Here is an 18,869-nt window from a genome sequence, read left to right as displayed (position 1 = left end):
TTATTCGCTCAAATCTTTTATCCGGATATTTCGGAACCACAATTCGGAGCCATGTCCCAGGAATCCGATAAAACCTTTTTCGTTTTGTAAGCCCGGATGATCTTTGCCATCCACTGTGCCGTTCTTGCGAGCATCGGCAATGTCACCATCCAGTATCACTTCACCGTTCAGGGTGATCTTAATTTTTGTTCCTTTTACTACAACTTCCTGCGTATTCCAATCACCAACAGGATTTAAAAAGCCGCGCTTAGCCGGAATAGTACCGTAAACCGACCCGTGATATTGATACTCATGCAGGTTGGCATAGATAGGTGCGGTGTTATCCAGAATTTGCAATTCCATTCCCACATAAGCCGCGTCTCCTTCAAGTGGCGCACGAATTCCAAGTCCGTTGTTGGCTCCCGGAGTCAACTTGAATTCAAAACGGAAATTAAAATCACTGTACTCATTTTCAGTAAAAAGGTTGCCGTGGCCACCCATTTTAGGATTCACAACCAACTCACCATTCTCTACATAATAATCCGTTTTATTCCCCTGCCAGCCATCAAGGTTTTTACCGTTGAACAACGAAACAAAACCTTCGTCGATCTCTTCCTGTGTAAGGCCAATTTCTTTAGTATTAATCTCACGAACATATACATCGCGGAAAGCCAGTTCGTTACCGTGTGCCTGCAATTCAATCGTTCCTTCGCTGAAAATCGGAATGCTGCGGTCCCAATAATTATCCATTTTTACGTTGTCAACCACCAGTTCGCCATTCAGGTAAACCGTTACATTCTCACCCACCATGGTTATGCGGAAAGTATTCCATTCATCAATCGGATTGTCGGCAACCAGTAAAGGATCGCGCACATTGTCTGCATTGTTGTTATACAAACCGCCAGAGCCAACCTGGGCACCCACTTCAACACGCGAGGTATCCCAAACCTGTACTTGCGGTGCACCGCGCAGGTAAATGCCGCTGTCGCCTTTTTTGCTGATCCGCCAGTCAACGATCATATCAAAATCCTTGTATATTTTCTTCGAAACAAGGTTGGCGCCTTTGCCGTTAAAAATGATCATTCCATCTTTTACGCTCCAGTTTTCCATCATTTTAATGTTGGCCGCTTCCTGCTCTTTCGCACGTTCTGTATCGCTGAGTTTGGCAATTTTTATTGGATTGCCATCCAGCAACATTCCTTGCCATCCGTCCAGGTTTTTACCGTTAAACATCGAAACATAACCTTTGTCTTTAGGCATGGCTTTCAGGTAGTTCTGAATATTTATTTTGTCGTAAGCACTGTCTTCGCCCGATAAGGTTTGCTCAGCTTTACCCAAAATTCGTCGAACGATGTCGCCCGTTAAACCACCTTCTCCTTCACTGTTTGGCATGGCGATGTTCATAATCGCACGCGAAGTTGTTGCAGTCAATGCTTCTTCTTCCAGATATTGCTCAAGATAAACCAACGAAAGGAATGTTCTTAAACGACCGATTGCAGCAATCACATTTTTTCGATCATCGGCTGAAGATGCATATTCCATAATCTTGCGGTATTGCAGCAGTTTCTGATCGTCGGGCAAATTTGCACCGGCAACCATCCGAACAAAACTTTCGAAAGCAGGTTGGCTGAAAGTAGAGTTACCTGATTTGCAGATTTCGAATAATGGCTTCGAGGCGGCGTAATCCTGCCAGTTAGTTAAGGCGGTAAATGCAGCTTCTTTTTGCTCACCTGTTGAAGAGTTGAAATAACCGGTAACGGTTTTCAGTGCTGCTTCGCCGCCAATTGCTGGCAGAATTGGGAAAAGTCGTGCTTTTTTACTGGACTGTTTCAATGTGCTCAATACTTTACCGTTTGACTCCTGCTCTTCGGCAATACCGTCAACAGCAGCGATCAATGCTAACTGTGTTTCTGTAATTTCTGAAGGTTCGGAAACAGTAAGTAAAAGTTTTAGTAATTCATCAGTATTCTCGTAAGAAGAAACTTGTTTCAGAGCCGCAAAAGCAGCAGCTTTTTCATCTGCATCGGAAGAAGAAGTTGCGGCCAGTATTTCATCAAAATATTGCGATCCGGCTTTGGCACCGATGAGATTGATAAAAACTGCTTTCGTTTTTCCTGCTGATTGATCGAGATTTCCAGCAATCAGGTATAAATGGTCTTTATCAAGCAGGGTGTTCAATACTTTGGATGTTGCTTCAATATCTTTTCCTTGTGCCAGATGTGCAGTTAATGTTGGAATGGCTTTGCTTCCCTGAAGTTTTGCCAAAGCAATTACTGCTTCCCTTCGAACAACTTCAGCACCGGAATTAAGGCTGGCCAAAACAAAATCGTTTGCCTGTTCGCAACCACGTCTTCCCAGCATGTCAATGATCTCTGCTTTAATTTCTGCATTGGCTGTTTCAGCTTTGGCTATCCATTTTCGTGTGTCGGCAACGCCGCCCAGATTTTCGGCAATATTTAATGCTGAGTAGCGAAACGCTTTGTCAGGAGAATCAACTGCCTCCAAAAGAAGAGGAGTAGCTTCGTAACCTAGGTTGTTGGCATAAATGCGAAGCGCGGTAGAATAATTGTGCAAATGGCCGCTGGCAGAATTGGCTTTAAAAATAGCCTTGCAGGCTTTTTCCATTAACTCCAGTTCGTTTTGCTCGCCCAATCGTTTGGTGTAAGTAAGAAATGCTTCGGCGGCATTGGTGGCATCGTAATTAAAATCTACATCAGATGCCGCGTTTAACAAAGTTTTGTAAGAATCAAGCGATCCGATATTTGCCAGTGCTGCCAACGCTGTTTTTTGCATCGATTCACTTTCGGTACTTAACAACGGCGTGATCAGCGGAACGGCGCGTTTGCATTTTAACTGGCCCAAAGCCCGAACGATAGTTATTTGTGTTGCTCCTTCAGTTTTTGGAAACGCTGCCAAAAATACTTCTGCTGTTTTTGGATCTTCGGTAGACAGAATGGTTTGTGCTGCCGGTTCTGCCAGTTGGTCATCAGTTAAGTAGTTTTTGACCTGCTCAACGGTCTTCTCGCCGGCAACCAGGTTCAGTTGATTGAGAAGATAAGTCTTCACCTCAACATCATTTGCATTGCTGAGTGCTTTTAAAAGGTTCTCTTCGGCAAAAGCACTTTCTTCATTTTTACCAAACTGACTGGCATAACGCGAAAAACTGTTTAGTGCAAAACGTACGGAAGTGTCATCGCCGGTACCCAGCGGAACAAGTTGATCGGCCAGTTTTTGATAACCTTCGTTGCCCATCAAATAGATTTCGTTCATCGCTTTGTCGCGATGCGTGAGATTCTTCGTTGGCATTTGTGCCAGCACATCGGCAACTTTGGTGTCGAGTGTTCGGTTATCCTGCGCCATTCCGGCCATACTCAGGCAGGCCAGCAGCAAGATCGTAGTTATTTGAACTATATATTTTTTCATTGTAATTGTCATTAATCCTTTATTTTAATCCTTCATCCTTTAAATCGTCCACGGTGCACGCATTGGCTGATTGATCAGACGGTTTGCACCTTCATCATCAATAAACTCCAGTTTTTCAGGATCGAAATGCAATGTGCGTCCCAATCGAACTGCTGTAATACCAAGGTTTACAAGCGTTGCCGACCGGAATCCGTTGGTCTCGTTCAGTGCAAACTTCTTACGGGTTTTCACCGATTCAGAGAAAATACCGATCTGAGGTTCAGGATCAGGTAAGGTTTTAATAAAGCTTTGCAGATTAGGAATATCCGAGCGGAATCCCTGGTAAATCTTGCCATTCGGGCCTTCAATATAGGCCGCATCTTTGTCGCGGTTCTCGCCATCGAGAATAATCTGGCAACCATCGGCATAAGTGTAAGTTACACGTCTCCAGGTACCCACGGCATCGTAATGCTGTTGCGGTGCATCAACCTCAATTTTTACCGGGCTGGTATCGTCTTTGCCCAGCATGTATTGAACAGGGTCGAGGTAATGTTGTCCCATGTCGCCCAGTCCGCCGCCATCGTAATCCCAGTAGCCACGGAAATTGGCATGAACGCGCTCAACATTGTATGGTTTGTAAGGCGCAGGCCCCAACCACATATCGTAATTAAGATTTTTCGGTACCGGTTGTGGAGCAAGGTTGTGTTTGCCCTGCCAGTAGAATTTCCAGTTGTAGCCGGTAATTCCGCTAACCGTAACTTTTAGCGGCCATCCTAAAATGCCACTGTCAATTACTTTTTTCAGCGGTTTAACATCAGTTCCCAGCCCGTAGAACTGGTCTTTAAAACGGAACCAGGTGTTCAGACGGAACATGCGGCCATGTGCGTTAACAGCTTCAACCACTCTTTTCCCCTCGCCAATGGTACGTGTCATTGGTTTTTCGCACCAAATGTCTTTTCCGGCTTTGGCAGCTTCAACAGCCATAATTCCGTGCCAGTGTGGCGGCGTGGCAATGTGCACAATGTCAACTTCGGGCAGCTGGCACACTTCCCTGAAATCAGTGAACTGTTTTACGTCGTAATCGATCAGGTTTTTGGCCAGTTCAAGGTGCTCGGTGTCAACATCACAAATGGCAACAACGCGCGTGCCCTCGTAAGGAATATGACCGCGGCCCATTGAGCCGACACCGATAATTGCTTTTGTTAATTGGTCGGATGGTGCGAGATATCCGTTGCCGCCCAACACGTGACGCGGAACGATAACCAGGCCGGCTCCAGCAGCCAGTGCACCTTTCAAAAAACTTCTTCTCGAAGTAGGTTTATTACTCATGTTTAATTGGTTATAGATTAAAATTTAAACTCATTTAGTAGGATAAAAGTATAAAAGTTTTGTAAATAAATTCCTAAGAAATTAAAGACTTATTAAAAAAATGCAAAACTAAATTGATTGTTCATGATGTCAATTCATTTTTTATTCCCGCCAAAGTTTCATTCGCTGGCCTTTTTTCTATCTTTAAATCCGTTCGATCAATTCAATAGCTTAAACTTACAAAAATGAAGAACATTCCGGTGATATCGGTAACAGGAAAATCATTGGCCGAGGCCTACGAAACAGCACTTATTTATTTGTACGGGAAAGGAACCCGTTTTAAAACGCAGTACGACCGGCCAGGTGATCCGCTGAGTATCGACTGTACCATGAATTTAACGATTCTGGAGCCGGAGATCGATCCGATGATTCACATGGCTTTTCCCGGAGGTGTTGACGATTTGCGGGAATATGTGCTGGAACTGGAGGGTTTGAAGGATCACCTGGTAAAAAATATGAACGATCCTGAAGATAAGCTACCGGAATATACTTATCACGGACGCCTGCAGAATTATGGCGTTTGGAAAGAATTGGTGGATGGGGAATCGAAAGAGGTAGGAACTTTTAAGGTTGATCAGATAAAAAATGTGATTGACAAGCTGGCAGAACAACCTTTTACTCGACAGGCACAAATGATCACGTGGATGCCCAACATTGATTTTACCTGCGACGATCCGCCAAGTTTACAATCCTTGTGGTACCGGATTTTGGAAGACGAAGATGGCATTTGGTGGTTAAACAGTAATATCCGCTACCGAAGTAACGATGCCTGGAATGCCGGATTTCTGAATATGTTCGGATTTATTCAATTCAGTAAAGATGTTGTTGCTGCGGGAATTGCACAAAAGACGGGCAAGACGGTTAAACTGGGCCGCATGAACTGGCAGGCCGATTCGTACCACATTTACGGAAAAGATATTCGCAGCGCAAAAGAACGCCTGTTTGAGCGCATAAACGACATGGCTTTTGAAGAGCGCACCATGAATTTTAACGATCCGCTAATTCGGAAAGTTTACGATAATGCCGAGGCTGAAATTGTTAAAAAGATTAAGGGAGCAGCTGATTCAGAAACTCAGAATTGAATAACGAATGGCGATTAACGATTTTGGATTGCAGAAGAAGTAAGAAAGTTTACAGTTGTCAGTCGCAGTTTTCAGTTGAGCAATTTAGCAATAGAACAATTTATCAGTAGTAAACGATTCTACTGTGCCCTATGTATCTATTGTGGCTCAAGTCTTCATGTTTAAAGGTTTCTACCTGAAAGTTGCACGAAGAAGGCACAGAGTTACACAAAGAAGAATGAACTGGAAGCTAGTGGCTCGTAGCTCGAATCTTTGCCAACAGCATTAATTAATAAGCTTCGTTGAATTTCTTCTTGGCAATTTCTTTTACCTCGTCCATCGAAATTTCTCTACCCAGCTCTTGCTGAATGGAAGTTACCGCCGATGACGCAAAACCACACGGATTGATGTAGTTGTAATAACGCATGTCGGTGTTTACGTTTAGCGCAAAACCGTGCATGGTTACATAGCGACTCACGCGCACACCGATGGCACAGATTTTTCGAGCCCGCACTTTGTGGTCGGGTTGCAGCCACACACCGGTAGCACCTTCTTTTCTTCCGGCTTCCAGTCCGTATTCGGCAACCGTTGCAATAATGGCATCCTCCATTCTTTCAATGTATTCGCGCACGCCAATTTTGTAATGCTCCAGGTCGATAATCGGGTACCCAACCAGCTGGCCCGGTCCGTGGTAGGTAATGTCGCCACCGCGGTTAATTTTGAAATAAGTGGCCTCAATCTTTTTCAAAAATTCGGCGTTGGCCATCATGTTGGCTTCGTCACCGCTTTTCCCCAGCGTGTAAACATGTGGGTGCTCAACCAAAATAAAATGATTGTCAGACGTAGGTTTGCCCGAGCTGCGTTTTTGTGTAACCAGCTCATTTAGGCGTTCCTCCTGGTAATCCCAGCATGCTTTATATTCTTTTAATCCAAGATCGACGAAATTAAAATCTGCCATTTTTATTAGATTGAATCAGATTGAAAAAAGATTGAATTTGATTGATTACGCTTTTACGTGTTCTTCTGCCCGGTATGAACTACGCACCAGCGGCGAACTTTCAACAAACTTAAAACCTTTGCGGATGCCGATGTTGCGGTATTCCACAAATTTCTCCGGTGTAATGTATTCAACTACAGGCATATGTTTTGTAGTAGGTGCCAGGTATTGACCGATTGTCATTACTTTACAACCGGCTTCCAGCAAGTCGTCCATTGTTTTTAGCACATCTTCGTGCGTTTCGCCCAAACCAAGCATAATGCCCGATTTCGCCCGTCCGAAATTGTCGGCAACGTATTTAATTACCTCCAGACTACGGCGGTATTTTGCAGCAAAACGTATAAACGGGGTTCGCTCTTCGGTGGTTTCCAGGTTATGCGAAATCACATCCGGTCCTGCATCGATCACCTGTTGAATCAATTCTGTTTTCCCTCTGAAATCAGGAATCAGGACTTCAATTTTTGTTTCGGGATTCACACGTTTTACTTCGCGAATGGTTTCTGCCCAGATTCCGGCACCCTGATCTTCCAGGTCATCACGATCAACCGAAGTAATAACGCAGTGTTTTACGCCCATAATGCGAACTGATTCTGCCAATTTTTTCGGCTCTTCCAAATCAGGAGCAAGTGGCATTCCATTTGGTACGGCACAAAATTTACATTTACGGGTACAGATGTTTCCTAAAATCATAAACGTGGCTGTTCCCCTGTTCCAACATTCGCCAATATTAGGGCAGTTTCCGCTGGTGCAAATGGTGTGCAACCCATGCTTATTCACCAGGTTTTTCACCTTCGAATAACTTTCTCCCTTCGGCATTTTCATCTTCATCCACTTCGGCAGTCGCTCTCTGCCATTCAACTCGTGCGCCATATCCTAATTATTATATCGTTCCGTATTGCGTCTTTTTCAGTTCTATTTCTAAATGCATTTGTATTTAGACCGTTCCTGAAAAATTTCTGCAAATGTAAAAGTTTAAAATCAAACTTGAATTGATTAAACTCCTAACTCTCAAAATTGTTCTTAAAAAAAGCATAGTTTAAACAACTGTGTTATTTTTGTACAACAAGCTGAAAACAATGAGACACTTCATTATACTACTGATATTAATTACGGGATTGAATACCGGGTTTGCGCAACAAAAACGCTCCGAGGTTCAAACCAAATCGAGTCTGGCCATTCGTTATTATAACGCCAAAGACTTTGAAAAAGCAGCGCCTTTACTGAAAGAAGTGCATGATTTAACCCGTAACAGCACGTATTTTAGATATTATATCAACAGCCTTATCGGGTTGGAGCAATATGATGTTGCCGAATCTGAAATTCAGCGCGAGATAAAAAAGCAAAAAACACCGCGACCCGAATATTATGTGCATTTGGGGCAGGTTTATAAAAAGCAGAACCGCGATGAAGAAGCCGCTGCGATGTTTCGTGAGGCGATTGACGATATACCGGCCAACCGCGGAGCTTATTTAACCACCGCCAATTCGTTTTTGGGTTGGGGAGAGTATGGTTTGGCGCGCGATACCTATTTAAAAGGAAGAGCAACTTTGCCCGAAGAGTCGTTTAATTACGAGCTTGCACGGGCGTACCTGTATTTGCGCGACTACACCAATATGATGGAAGAATACCTGAACCTGTTGCGCGAAGGGGAACAACATCTGGCGCGGGTGCAAAGTAGTTTATCGTCGGCCATGCGTTTGGATATCGACAACGGCCTTCGCGACCAGTTTCGTGGACAGGTGTTAAAACGTATTCAGGCCGAGCCAAACGTAATTGGCTACAATCGTTTGCTGATCTGGTTTTTTCTGCAGGAAAAGAAATTCTCGAGTGCGCTGCGTCAGTCGATAGCATTGGATAAACGAACCGGTGCTGAAGATGGACAGATTGCGCAACTGGGCGACCTGGCATTGCGAAACAAGGAATATACACAGGCGCAAAAAGCCTACGAATACTTAATGGATAAAGGTGAAGAAACGCCCTATTTCCCGCAGGCTTTTGCACGGCATATTCATGCAAAATACATGGAATATACCAACGAGGGAGACGGCAATCTGGAGCAGGGACAAGCTTTGGCTACTGATTTTGAAAACGGATTGATCTACCTAAGCATAGGACCGGCAACCTTGAACTTGGTGCGCGAGTATGCGCATTTGCTGGCCTTTTACCTGAACGATACGGAGAAAGCGATTTCGGTTTTGGAGGAGGGCGAGAAAGTACCGCAACTAAAACCCGAAGAGCTGGGGCAGCTGAAAGCGGAAATGGCGGATATTTATGTGTATGCCGACGATCCGTGGGAGGCGATGCTGATATACTCGCAGGTAATTGACGCCAATAAAAAGAATTCGCTGGGCGACGAGGTAAAACTGAAAAAGGCGAAACTTGGATATTACATGGGAAACTTTAGCTGGGCAAAAGCACAGTTGGATGTGTTAAAAGCAAGTACTTCGAAACTAACTGCTAATGATGCCATGGAACTGTCGATGCTGATTGGTAATAACCTTAACCTCGATACTACTGCGGTTCCGTTAACCATGTTTTCTAAAGCTGATTTGCGCTTTTTCCAAAACAAAAGCGATGAGGCTCTGGCGATCCTCGATGGTTTGGCGGAATTATATCCGTATCATTCGCTGGTAGATAATATCCTGTTTCGTAAGGCAAAAATTGAAATGGATAACCAGAACTACGAGTTGGCGGCCGAATACCTGCAAACTATTGTAACCGATTTTAGTTACGACCTGTTGGGCGACGATGCCTTGTATCTGCTGGCCGAAATTAACAACTACCACCTGGGGCAGGAAGAAAAAGCAAAAGAGCTGTATAAACAAATGCTGACCAGCTATCCGGGAAGTGTGTTTATTGAAGAATCGCGCGAGAAATACAGGGAACTTCGAAAGGTTTATCCTGATAAAGAGCCGGAAGATAAAGAAGGGCTGTTTATGCGGGCCATTGATAATTCGGAGTTTTAGGGATAACGATAAATTATCGTTGAATTCGGCATCCTGCTTAATGGAATGCGAATTTATTCTTTGTTAATATTTAGCCATTTGTTCCTCCAAATCGTCAATGTTGCAATTATTCCCAACAGTAGGATAATTAGAATTCCAATACCAATATTCTTTAATAATTCATTGTTGCCACTGAAAAATACAATTCCGGTTAAAGGAAACAGAGTTCCAACAAGAGGCATTTGTTTGTTCAGAAATTTATTACCGCTTACTTTTACGGTTTCAACTTTATCCGAATCAGAGATGATTAATTTCTTGCTTCCACACCATAGAGTCTTTGCCTTTAAACACGATTTGTCATCAGCTAATTCAATAGTTTTTTCTTCTCCATTTTTTAACTCAGCAACTTTTTTCCCATCGACCAAAATCTCGTAAGCATTATTGTTATTGAACGTTTCACTGGGCCGGTATAATTTAATTTTTTTCATATTTTTCTTTGATTCCTATTTTATCCGTTCATAGATCAATTCTGAATTTCCACAAACGATTAAGGTACGAGAGTTATTTGCATTTAACTCGCCGGTATTTGTTAAGTGTAAAATTGTACCATCTTGATTTAATGAATAATCCCAAATTTGATTATCCGAATAAATTAATTCGGAATATGAAGGGAAATCACCCTGGACATTATTGAATTTTATACTTTCACTTTTAACTAAGCGCCTTTTATTTGTTCTTTTCTTAACCTCGAAAAAGGATAAGGTCTCAGCCGAAATAACTAAAATATTATCTTTTTTACTGTCTTTATCCGTTTCGCTCATGTCCCAATTTGAACCTGAACTTTTCAACTTCCAGGTGCCTACAAGTTTTGGAATTAACTCTGCTCGCAAAATAGATCTTAAAGAGTCTCTTTTGTGAATAGAAATTTGTGCTTTTTCAGACAACGAATCCATCATGCAGACAATGCCAAATGCTTTAAAAGCCTGCCGTGTTTCACTTTTTTGCAAACTCTCTTCGGCTATTTTCATCCATTTATTCTGAAAATCTGCTATACGCTTCTCCTTCTCTGTTTCTTGGGCTAAACAGAAATTTACAGTAAACAGAAGTATAATTAAGAGGATCTTTTTCATGATCAGGATGGCTTCTTGTGAATAGGTTTATGTGCGAGTAAATTTAACAGTATTTGGTTTTTATTGCATTAAATATAGCCGAATTTTTTGTCCAAGCTTTGTTATAATGGGAGAAATTCCATTCAATTTCTTTTCGTACTTTGGCGTTTTGATTTTACCAGCTTATGTCGCGAACCGTAAAAACATATTTATACGCCGGATTGGCCGTGTTATTCTGGTCAACCGTGGCCACATCGTTTAAACTGGCGTTGCGCGATTACGATTTTATTCAGCTTATATTTTATGTGTCGGCAGTAACGGTGGTGCTGTTGTTTTTTGTTTTGGTAGCACAACGAAAAACGCATTTAATTTTTAAGCAGACAAAACGCGAATGGTTGTATTCTTTGCTAATGGGAGCTTTTAATCCGCTGCTTTATTACCTCGTTTTGTTTAAAGCCTATTCATTGCTTCCGGCGCAGGTGGCTCAACCACTGAATATGATCTGGCCGATTACGCTGGCGCTGCTTTCGGTGCCCATGCTTAAGCAAAAGATCAGCTGGATAAGTTTTGTGGCGCTGCTGATTAGTTTTGTTGGCGTGTTTTTTATATCGTCGCAGGGTGGTTTCGATGGATTTAGTAACACCAATCCGCTGGGTGTTGTGCTGGCGGTTGGAAGTTCAATACTGTGGTCGTTGTACTGGATATTTAATGTAAAAGACACGCGTGACCAGGTGGTGAAACTCTTTCTTAACTTTGCTATCGGGCTTATCTACCTTACTCCGGTTGTGGCACTTTTCTCTTCGTTTAAAGTATATTGGGGAGAAGCATTTATCGCCACCATTTACTCCGGAATTTTTGAGGTGGGAATTACCTATGTGTTGTGGTTAAAGGCCATGAACCTGACCAGCAGCAACGCTAAAATAGGCAACCTAGTGTTTTTTGCACCATTCCTGTCGTTGGTATTTATACACCTTATCTTAAAAGAAACCATCTATTTCACAACCTTTGTCGGTTTGATATTTATTATCTCGGGTGTTTTGGTGCAGCAACTCGATCGGAGAAAACGGAAGCAAGTTTAGATCTGCGAATTCTGATTGAATTGGCAATTGGCAAATAGCAATAGGCAATCAACAAAAACTACAAGCTTTGTTAAAGACTATCGTGATCTATGTGTCTATTGTGGTTCAAGAAAACAATATCAGTACTTTTGCCTGCAGGTTAGCAACAAATTACTATTTTCATCGAATGGATAAACCGCTTCGTATATTGGGCATCGACCCCGGAACAACGGTAACCGGCTATGGTTTGGTAGAGGTGAGAGATAAAAAACCGGTGATTTTGCACATGGGAAACATTACGCCCAAGCGATACTCTGATCATTACATGCGATTGAAGTATTTGCACGAGCGGGCATTGCACCTGGTAAAAGAATATCGTCCGGATGTGATGGCCATTGAAGCGCCCTTTTACGGCAAAAACGTACAGTCGATGTTAAAACTGGGGCGCGGACAGGGCGTATTAATGGCGGCGGCACTGATGTTCGACGTGCCGATTCACGAATATGCACCCTTGCTGGTAAAACAAGCTATAACCGGAATGGGGCGTGCCTCGAAAGAGCAGGTAGCTTATTTTCTGCAAAAAGTATACGACCTGAAAGACATGGATCAGGTACTCGACGAAACCGATGCCGTGGCGGTGGCCATTTGTCATTTTATACAAATGAACAAGCCGCAAAAATCAAAGGAGTATAAAAACTGGGGCGACTTTGTTAAAAAGAATCCAGGGAAAGTAAAATAAGTTTGATTCAGAATAGGATCGCCGTTAATTGTATTTTTTGCACCGTTCTTTAGAGCGGTGTCTGAAGGCAGTAACAGAGTAATTGATTTTTAAGGATTTTTGTAAATTCAATACTACAAAAATCCTTAAAAATCTCTCTAAGAAGGCGAATTCCGTATCACCGCCTTGAAAGACGGTGCAAAAAATTATTAAGCAAAAGCTTTCTCCAAACGCTCAAGCGCTTCCTGCAGAACACTGCGTTGACAGCCTATGTTCAGTCGAAGGAAACCATCACCGCCGGTTCCGAAACGTCCGCCATCGTTAAGTGCTACACCTGCTTTTTCAACGGTGTATTTTGCCAGCTCCTCGTTTATCATGCCGTAATCCGAAAAATCCATCCAGATCAGGTAAGTAGCTTCCGGTTTCATTACTTTTACACGTGGCAGCTTTTCCTGAATAAAAGTCTCGAGTAACTGATAATTTCCCCAGAGGTAGTCTAAAAGTTGGCTCAGCCATTCGTCGCCGTGTGTGTAAGCTGCTTCAAGAGCAACTGTTCCGAAAATATTTCCCATGTGTAAATGCCCAACGCCAATGGTGCGCTCGTAAGCCGCCAGTTTTCGTTTATTCGGAATGATGACCAACGAAGACGTAAGCCCTGCAACATTAAAGGTTTTACTTGGTGCCATGCTAACCATACAGTTTTGTGCTACCTCTTCTGATATGCTGGCAAGCGGAATATGTTTATGACCGTTATAAATTAAGTCGGAATGAATTTCATCCGAAATAATCATGATGTTATTTTCCAGACAAATATCTGTCAGTGCAACCAGTTCTTCGCGAGTCCAAACCATGCCGCCCGGATTTTGCGGATTACAAAGCAGCAGCAGTTTTGTGTTTTCATCGATTTTCGATTTCAGGTCTTCCAAATCGAAAGTATAACGACCGTTTTCTTTTTTCAACGGGTTCTCGATCATTTTTCGCTTTGTGCCTTTCACACTGTCGAAAAACGGGAAATACACCGGTGGCTGAACGATAACGCCGTCGCCCGGTTTCGAAAAACTTTCTATTGCGTAAGTCAGTCCTGCTACAACGCCCGGGCTAAACGATATCCATTCTTTTTTGATGTCCCACTGATGACGTCGGCTCATCCAGTTAATAACCGCCTCGTAATACGAATCGGAACGGAAGGTGTAACCATAAATCTCGTGCTCGGCACGCTTTTTTATGGCGTCTACAATAAAATCGGGTGTTTTTAAATCCATGTCGGCCACCCAAAGTGGCAGGGCATCGGCCGATTTGAAAAATTGTTCAAGGGCATCGTGTTTTAAACAGTTGGTTCCTTTGCGCGGAACTATTTCGTCGAAATTGTATGTTTTCATGACTGCAGAAATCTAAATTAATGTGGCAAAAAACATTTGCCGGGAAATTTCGTTCGCCGAAGATAATTGAATTCTTTTTTTTCTCAATTCTTAATTCGCGGAAATCGAAATCCCAGTCCGAATTCAATAACCTGAGCCTTAAATAAAGGTACTGCTCTAATCATTGCAATTCCGATAATGTTTTTGGCATAATACTTTCCGCCTACTTTATAATAGGCACGTGAAATGTAGTTAGTAGTGTTGCCGAAGAAAAAACCGTAGGCTCCGAGAAAGCTGAAGTTGCCAAACATAAATTCACCCTGGAGATTTGGCCCGAAACGAAAACTGAGATCAGATTCTCCGTTATAGCTGTAGTTGTTTATTGCATATTGATTTAAAGCCTCGTCGTTAATAAAATCAATCCCGATTCCGATTTTGTTTATCGGATTAATTTGCTTGGAATAATTCAAAGATGTGGCAAAAAAGACAAAGTGTCGATCATAGTCTCTCACTGTATTTATGCCGGTGGAGGCATAAGCCCAGAATTCATTTTTTGTCGGTTGACCGCGTTCTTCTTCGGTCGGTTTTATTTTTTCCGCTTGTTTTTCAAACTCCCAGCCAAGAGTTATGTGATTGTTTAATGTATTCAGCCCGAGATTGGGTGATTTAACAAGCCCGTTGGAAAAGTGGTTGAGTCCGTAGGAAAATCCAATATATATAGGGTGAAAAGTTAATCGGGTATAAAACTCAAGTTCGCCTGCAATATTAAGGTGGGTGCTAATGGCCTGGTTGTCGGGATTGGTGAGCTCGTCGTACGTTTCAGTTAAATAGGCGAGGCCTGCAGAACCTTTAAATCCAATGTCGAAAACATTATGCCGTTTCAGAAACGATAATTGCAAGAATGTGGTTAGTGCATGCGAATTTCCAACTACATCGGGATTATTAAACGTTTTAAACGTATAATTAATACCATAGTTGGGGTAGTTATAGAATTTTCGCCAGTGTTCGCCTGCCTTGTTATTAAAGGTGTAGCTAATTGAAAGGCCATCGACAGGCGGATCGGATATCGGTTCTATTTTTTTTGCGTGAACCAGTACGGAGCCTTTAATATAGGAAATATCGATACTTTCCTGAGAAAAGACCAGGGATGAGCTACATATAATATATAGTAGTGAGCTGAGGAATATTGCATAGGTTTGTATTGACTTCAGCATGTTAGGTCGAGTTTCTGTAAATTGTGTTCATACTTGTTTGTAATCCCAATATTAATGTTTTTGTACAAATAAATAGAACAAATAGCGTAATATAGAAATAAAGACAAAAGATCCTATTGCAGATTGTCCTGATCAAACCGTCATTTTTCTTAAATAATTTAAATCGCCAACCTTTTCAACTTTCAATATAAAATCAAAACGGTTTAAATCCATACACAGGTGAAAATCGCTTTCGGGTGACCAGCTTTCGGTAGCCGGATCGAAAAAACGGGCGCCATCGGTTTCTTTAATCTGCTTCACCATCGCCGGAAAATCGTTTGGCCGTCCTTCCAATTCGTTTTTTATGTATTCGGCACACAGCGTATCTTCGGCAGTGGGGTACTGGAGGGCAAAACCCATACAAACCAGCGATACCTCTTTCGGATTGGTTTTTCGTATATAATTAATAATGGCGCCTGCATTAACAAAACTGCCTGTAATTATTTCGTCGGCATTTATGGCGTTGGCAATTCCCTGCGTGCCCGAACTAGTGGTTTGAACCATCGTTTTGGCCGAAATAACAGCATCGTTAATATGTGTTGGCGAATTACCAAAATCAAAACCTTCGGGTTTTCGCTCGTGTCGTTCGCCAATTAAAAGATAATCGGGATTCTCCTTTTTTAAGCGATAAGCTAAATCGATATCGCCAACCGGAATAATGGTTTCAATGCCTTTGTTTATAGCGTAACAGGCTGTGGAAAAGGCCCGCAATACATCAATTATCACAGCCGTTCCTTTTGCCTCTATAGCACCTTCTGCGAGATGCAGGATATTTATATGCATATTTTACTGTTTATTCAGAAATATCTAAAAATTATTTAACACACCAAAATTAAAAATGGCACAATATTTGATATACTTAGTGTCTCATTTACATAAAGCCTGTAAATAAGGGTGTTCTGCAAAATTAGAAAATAGTAAGTTAACTTCAATGTTAAATTATTTCAACATACTTAATTATTTTAGTATGTTATTTGGCATGCATGCTGAAAAACATGTATGTTTGCAGAGTGATTTAAAAATGAATACAATTAAAGAAAATAGTTATGAAAACGATTAAATTTTTAACAACAGTAATGGCGCTGGCAATTGTAGTAGTTGCAACAGCCGTAGAGAAACCGAAAATGGATATTGTTCCTTTGTCTGAAGATAGAGCAGTTGTTTCTATTCTTAATGGTACTGAGGCTTTATTCGAATTAAGCATTCGTGCTGAAGATGGAGAGTTGGTATATTATAAACAAGCAACAAATCCATCAAACACTTACCAGAAAATTTTTGATTTTAAAAATATTGAAGACGGAGATTACACAATGGATCTTCGCGTAAACGATACACGATTGATTAAAAATCTTACAGTTTCTGCAAAAGGTATCGCAGTAGGTGAGTCGAAAATGAGAATCGATCCTTACTTTGGATTTTCAAACGACGTATTAAAACTTACTTATTTGAATTTCGACCAGGAAAACCTGAGTTTGAATATTTACGACAAAAACGGTTTGGTTTACGAATCGAAATTAGGTCAGGACTTTAATATTGCAACCGGATTTGATCTTTCAGCTTTAGCTGCCGGACAATACGAAGTGGTTCTGACTTCAATGAACAACGATTTTTCATTTAGTTTAGAAAAATAGATTAGAAAATGTTATTGGTTTAGAAAGGCTGTTGGAGTATTCCAACAGCCTTTTTTTGTTTTAATGATCCGGTTGTAAGCCGGATTTTTTTTTGTTTGTTAATTCGGGAGGTTTGGGTTTTAAAGTTTTTGCTTTTGGGAAAGTAGAATGTTGTGGACTGGGGTTTTATGCAAATGATAATACTTTTTATGTCTTTTCGGTGGAATCGGTGGCAAAAATAGCTCCTGTTGTATGAAAATCACGGATGTGTTATTTGTCTGTAAATAAAGACAATAAGGTATTTAAATATAGGGTTTAACCGTTTGTTGAGGATAATCTAAAATTTATTTAACATCATTCCAAATTGAATGGCACGATAATTGTAATGTGCGAAATTCAATTCTAGAAAGCCTGTAAAACAGCACGTTAAGACATTGTTAATAGTTCGAATGTTAAGGCTAATGTTAAATATTGCGGAGTTATTTAATTTTTTAAACATGTTATTTGGCATATATGCTGTAAAACATGTATGTTTGTACTGTCATTCAATGTTAAACTAAAAAACGAATGGTTATGAAAACAATTAAATTATTATCTACAGTATTGGCAGTAGCAATTGTAGCAGTTGCAACAGCCGTTGAGAAACCGAAAATGAATGTAACTCCGTTGTCAGCCGACAGAGCGGTAGTAACAATTATGAATGAGAATGCATCGTTGTTCGAATTGAGCATTCATGCAGAAAATGGTGAGTTGGTTTATTACAAACAAACAACAAAGCCATTAAGCTCTTACCAAAAGATCTATGATTTCAAAAATCTTGAGAACGGAAATTATACAATGGATCTTCGTGTAAACGACACTCGTTTAATTAAAGATATCGAAGTGGCTTCAACAGGTATTTATGTTGGCGAGTCGAAACTAAGAATTGATCCTTACTTCGCATTTGCCGATGATGTATTGAAACTTTCTTATTTGAACTTCGATGAAGAAAAACTGAGCTTGAATATTTACGACGAAAAAGGTTTGGTTTACAAATCAGATTTGGGTAAAGATTTTAATGTAGCTTCAGGATACGATCTTTCAGCACTGAAAGGTGGAAAATACGAAGTGATTTTGAGTTCTTTAAATAATGAATTTACGTTTAGTTTAGAAAAATAGTCAGAAAATGTTATTGGTTTAGATAAGGCTGTCAGAAATTAACTGATGGCCTTTTTTCTGCCTGTTACTTTAATTTACCCCAAATTTTAATTGTAAGAGCCGGTTGTTGAAGTCGGTTTTTTTTGTGTTGGTCGACGCTGAGTTGTCGTTGGTCGACAAGTTGCCAAATAGCGTAACGAAAGGTGCTGTTTTTGTGTCTATTATATAAGAAACAATTAAATGAAAAGTCATGAAAACAAAAGTTTGGGCTGTTATAGTCCTGGCATTTTTTGTTGCGGGAGCAGCATGTGCCACCGAATTACCAAAAATGAATGTTATCCAGGTTGAAGAGAACACGGCAATGCTTGCCTACAGTTTCTCGCACGAAGCACCGTTGCAGGTGAGTCTTACAAATTCCGATGGCGAATTACTTTATCACAACGAAACCGAGCATCAGACCGAGTTTAAGAAAATGCTCGATTTTTCTGAATTAGGCGATGGTCTGTATTGTGTAAGTGTAAACTACGGCAACCAGAGTATTAACCGGGTAGTAAACGTAAAGGACAAGAAAATTACCGTAAGCAGTCCTTCATTTTGTTACGAGCCTTATTTTAAGGTAAGCGGTAAAAAAGTAAATGTGTCGTTTTTAAATACCTGGAATAAACCGGTATATATTAATATATATCAGGATGGAGAATATGTTGACGGATCGAATCTTGGCCGCGATGTTAGTATTCAAACCCGCTTAGATTTTAGTCATTTAAGAAGAGGTACCTACGAAGTTGTGTTAACCGACTATGTAAAAGATCATAGATTTACGCTAAAACTATAAACGATGGTGTTTTTAATCTGTAATTGTTAACTCCCTGACTCC

General features: G+C 41.2%; 16 protein-coding genes. 7 read left to right on the top strand and 9 right to left on the bottom strand.

All coding sequences use genetic code 11. The features are described from left to right. Entirely contained in the window at positions 1–3,402 is a 3,402-nt protein-coding gene (locus QZ576_RS13455) for a family 16 glycoside hydrolase (protein ID WP_297098016.1), read from the bottom strand. Positions 3,403–3,441: 39 nt separating this feature from the next. Further along, complete coding sequence (locus QZ576_RS13450) at positions 3,442–4,710, bottom strand: Gfo/Idh/MocA family oxidoreductase (protein WP_297098014.1); 1,269 nt, start codon at positions 4,708–4,710, stop codon at positions 3,442–3,444. 224 nt (positions 4,711–4,934) lie between these two features. Between QZ576_RS13450 and QZ576_RS13445 the strand changes: the two genes are divergently transcribed. Beyond that, positions 4,935–5,831 carry a thymidylate synthase gene (locus QZ576_RS13445; protein WP_297098011.1) on the top strand — a complete coding sequence of 299 codons (897 nt, stop codon included), beginning with the start codon at positions 4,935–4,937 and terminating at the stop codon, positions 5,829–5,831. 268 nt (positions 5,832–6,099) lie between these two features. Here the strand turns inward: QZ576_RS13445 and lipB are convergent, their stop codons facing one another. Continuing rightward, positions 6,100–6,768: a lipoyl(octanoyl) transferase LipB gene (gene lipB / locus QZ576_RS13440; protein WP_297098010.1), complete on the bottom strand. Its 669-nt coding sequence runs from the start codon at positions 6,766–6,768 to the stop codon at positions 6,100–6,102. Positions 6,769–6,813: 45 nt separating this feature from the next. Beyond that, positions 6,814–7,677: a lipoyl synthase gene (lipA, locus tag QZ576_RS13435; RefSeq protein WP_038558032.1), complete on the bottom strand. Its 864-nt coding sequence runs from the start codon at positions 7,675–7,677 to the stop codon at positions 6,814–6,816. 206 nt (positions 7,678–7,883) lie between these two features. Between lipA and QZ576_RS13430 the strand changes: the two genes are divergently transcribed. Further along, positions 7,884–9,773 carry a tetratricopeptide repeat protein gene (locus tag QZ576_RS13430; RefSeq protein ID WP_297098008.1) on the top strand — a complete coding sequence of 630 codons (1,890 nt, stop codon included), beginning with the start codon at positions 7,884–7,886 and terminating at the stop codon, positions 9,771–9,773. Between the two features lie 53 nt (positions 9,774–9,826). On the opposite strand, the gene QZ576_RS13425 is transcribed toward QZ576_RS13430, so the two are convergent. Both QZ576_RS13425 and QZ576_RS13420 read right to left on the bottom strand, forming a co-directional pair. Continuing rightward, complete coding sequence (locus tag QZ576_RS13425; protein ID WP_297098007.1) at positions 9,827–10,240, bottom strand: hypothetical protein; 414 nt, start codon at positions 10,238–10,240, stop codon at positions 9,827–9,829. A 15-nt stretch (positions 10,241–10,255) separates the two neighbouring features. Then, complete coding sequence (locus QZ576_RS13420) at positions 10,256–10,882, bottom strand: hypothetical protein (RefSeq protein ID WP_297098005.1); 627 nt, start codon at positions 10,880–10,882, stop codon at positions 10,256–10,258. Positions 10,883–11,046: 164 nt separating this feature from the next. Here QZ576_RS13420 and QZ576_RS13415 point away from each other — a divergent pair, with 164 nt between their 5' ends. Together QZ576_RS13415 and ruvC are read left to right on the top strand one after the other, a co-directional pair. Further along, positions 11,047–11,940 carry a DMT family transporter gene (locus tag QZ576_RS13415; protein WP_297098004.1) on the top strand — a complete coding sequence of 298 codons (894 nt, stop codon included), beginning with the start codon at positions 11,047–11,049 and terminating at the stop codon, positions 11,938–11,940. Positions 11,941–12,007: 67 nt separating this feature from the next. Beyond that, on the top strand, positions 12,008–12,658 hold the full coding sequence (gene ruvC, locus QZ576_RS13410; protein WP_297098002.1) for a crossover junction endodeoxyribonuclease RuvC: 651 nt from the start codon (positions 12,008–12,010) through the stop codon (positions 12,656–12,658). A gap of 188 nt (positions 12,659–12,846) precedes the next feature. Here the strand turns inward: ruvC and QZ576_RS13405 are convergent, their stop codons facing one another. The 3 genes from QZ576_RS13405 to QZ576_RS13395 all read right to left on the bottom strand — a co-directional run bounded on the left by QZ576_RS13405 (position 12,847) and on the right by QZ576_RS13395 (position 16,031). After that, the gene (locus QZ576_RS13405) at positions 12,847–14,016 is read right to left on the bottom strand and encodes a MalY/PatB family protein (protein WP_297098000.1); all 1,170 of its coding nucleotides are present in this window, start codon (positions 14,014–14,016) and stop codon (positions 12,847–12,849) included. Between the two features lie 83 nt (positions 14,017–14,099). After that, on the bottom strand, positions 14,100–15,209 hold the full coding sequence (locus QZ576_RS13400; RefSeq protein WP_297097997.1) for an acyloxyacyl hydrolase: 1,110 nt from the start codon (positions 15,207–15,209) through the stop codon (positions 14,100–14,102). A 132-nt stretch (positions 15,210–15,341) separates the two neighbouring features. After that, positions 15,342–16,031: a 2-phosphosulfolactate phosphatase gene (locus QZ576_RS13395; protein ID WP_297097995.1), complete on the bottom strand. Its 690-nt coding sequence runs from the start codon at positions 16,029–16,031 to the stop codon at positions 15,342–15,344. Positions 16,032–16,294: 263 nt separating this feature from the next. Between QZ576_RS13395 and QZ576_RS13390 the strand changes: the two genes are divergently transcribed. The 3 genes from QZ576_RS13390 to QZ576_RS13380 all read left to right on the top strand — a co-directional run bounded on the left by QZ576_RS13390 (position 16,295) and on the right by QZ576_RS13380 (position 18,827). Further along, on the top strand, positions 16,295–16,879 hold the full coding sequence (locus QZ576_RS13390; RefSeq protein WP_297097993.1) for a hypothetical protein: 585 nt from the start codon (positions 16,295–16,297) through the stop codon (positions 16,877–16,879). Between the two features lie 552 nt (positions 16,880–17,431). Next, positions 17,432–18,016 (top strand): hypothetical protein, encoded by a 585-nt coding sequence (locus tag QZ576_RS13385; protein WP_297097992.1) that lies wholly within the window; start codon positions 17,432–17,434, stop codon positions 18,014–18,016. A gap of 229 nt (positions 18,017–18,245) precedes the next feature. Then, positions 18,246–18,827, top strand: coding sequence for a hypothetical protein (locus QZ576_RS13380; RefSeq protein WP_297097990.1), 582 nt, complete (start codon positions 18,246–18,248; stop codon positions 18,825–18,827). Positions 18,828–18,869 lie beyond the last annotated feature (42 nt).

This window comes from uncultured Draconibacterium sp. (assembly GCF_913060805.1).
In the GTDB taxonomy this organism is placed as follows: Bacteria; Bacteroidota; Bacteroidia; order Bacteroidales; family Prolixibacteraceae; genus Draconibacterium.
This window is presented reverse-complemented; position numbering and strand designations above follow the sequence as displayed.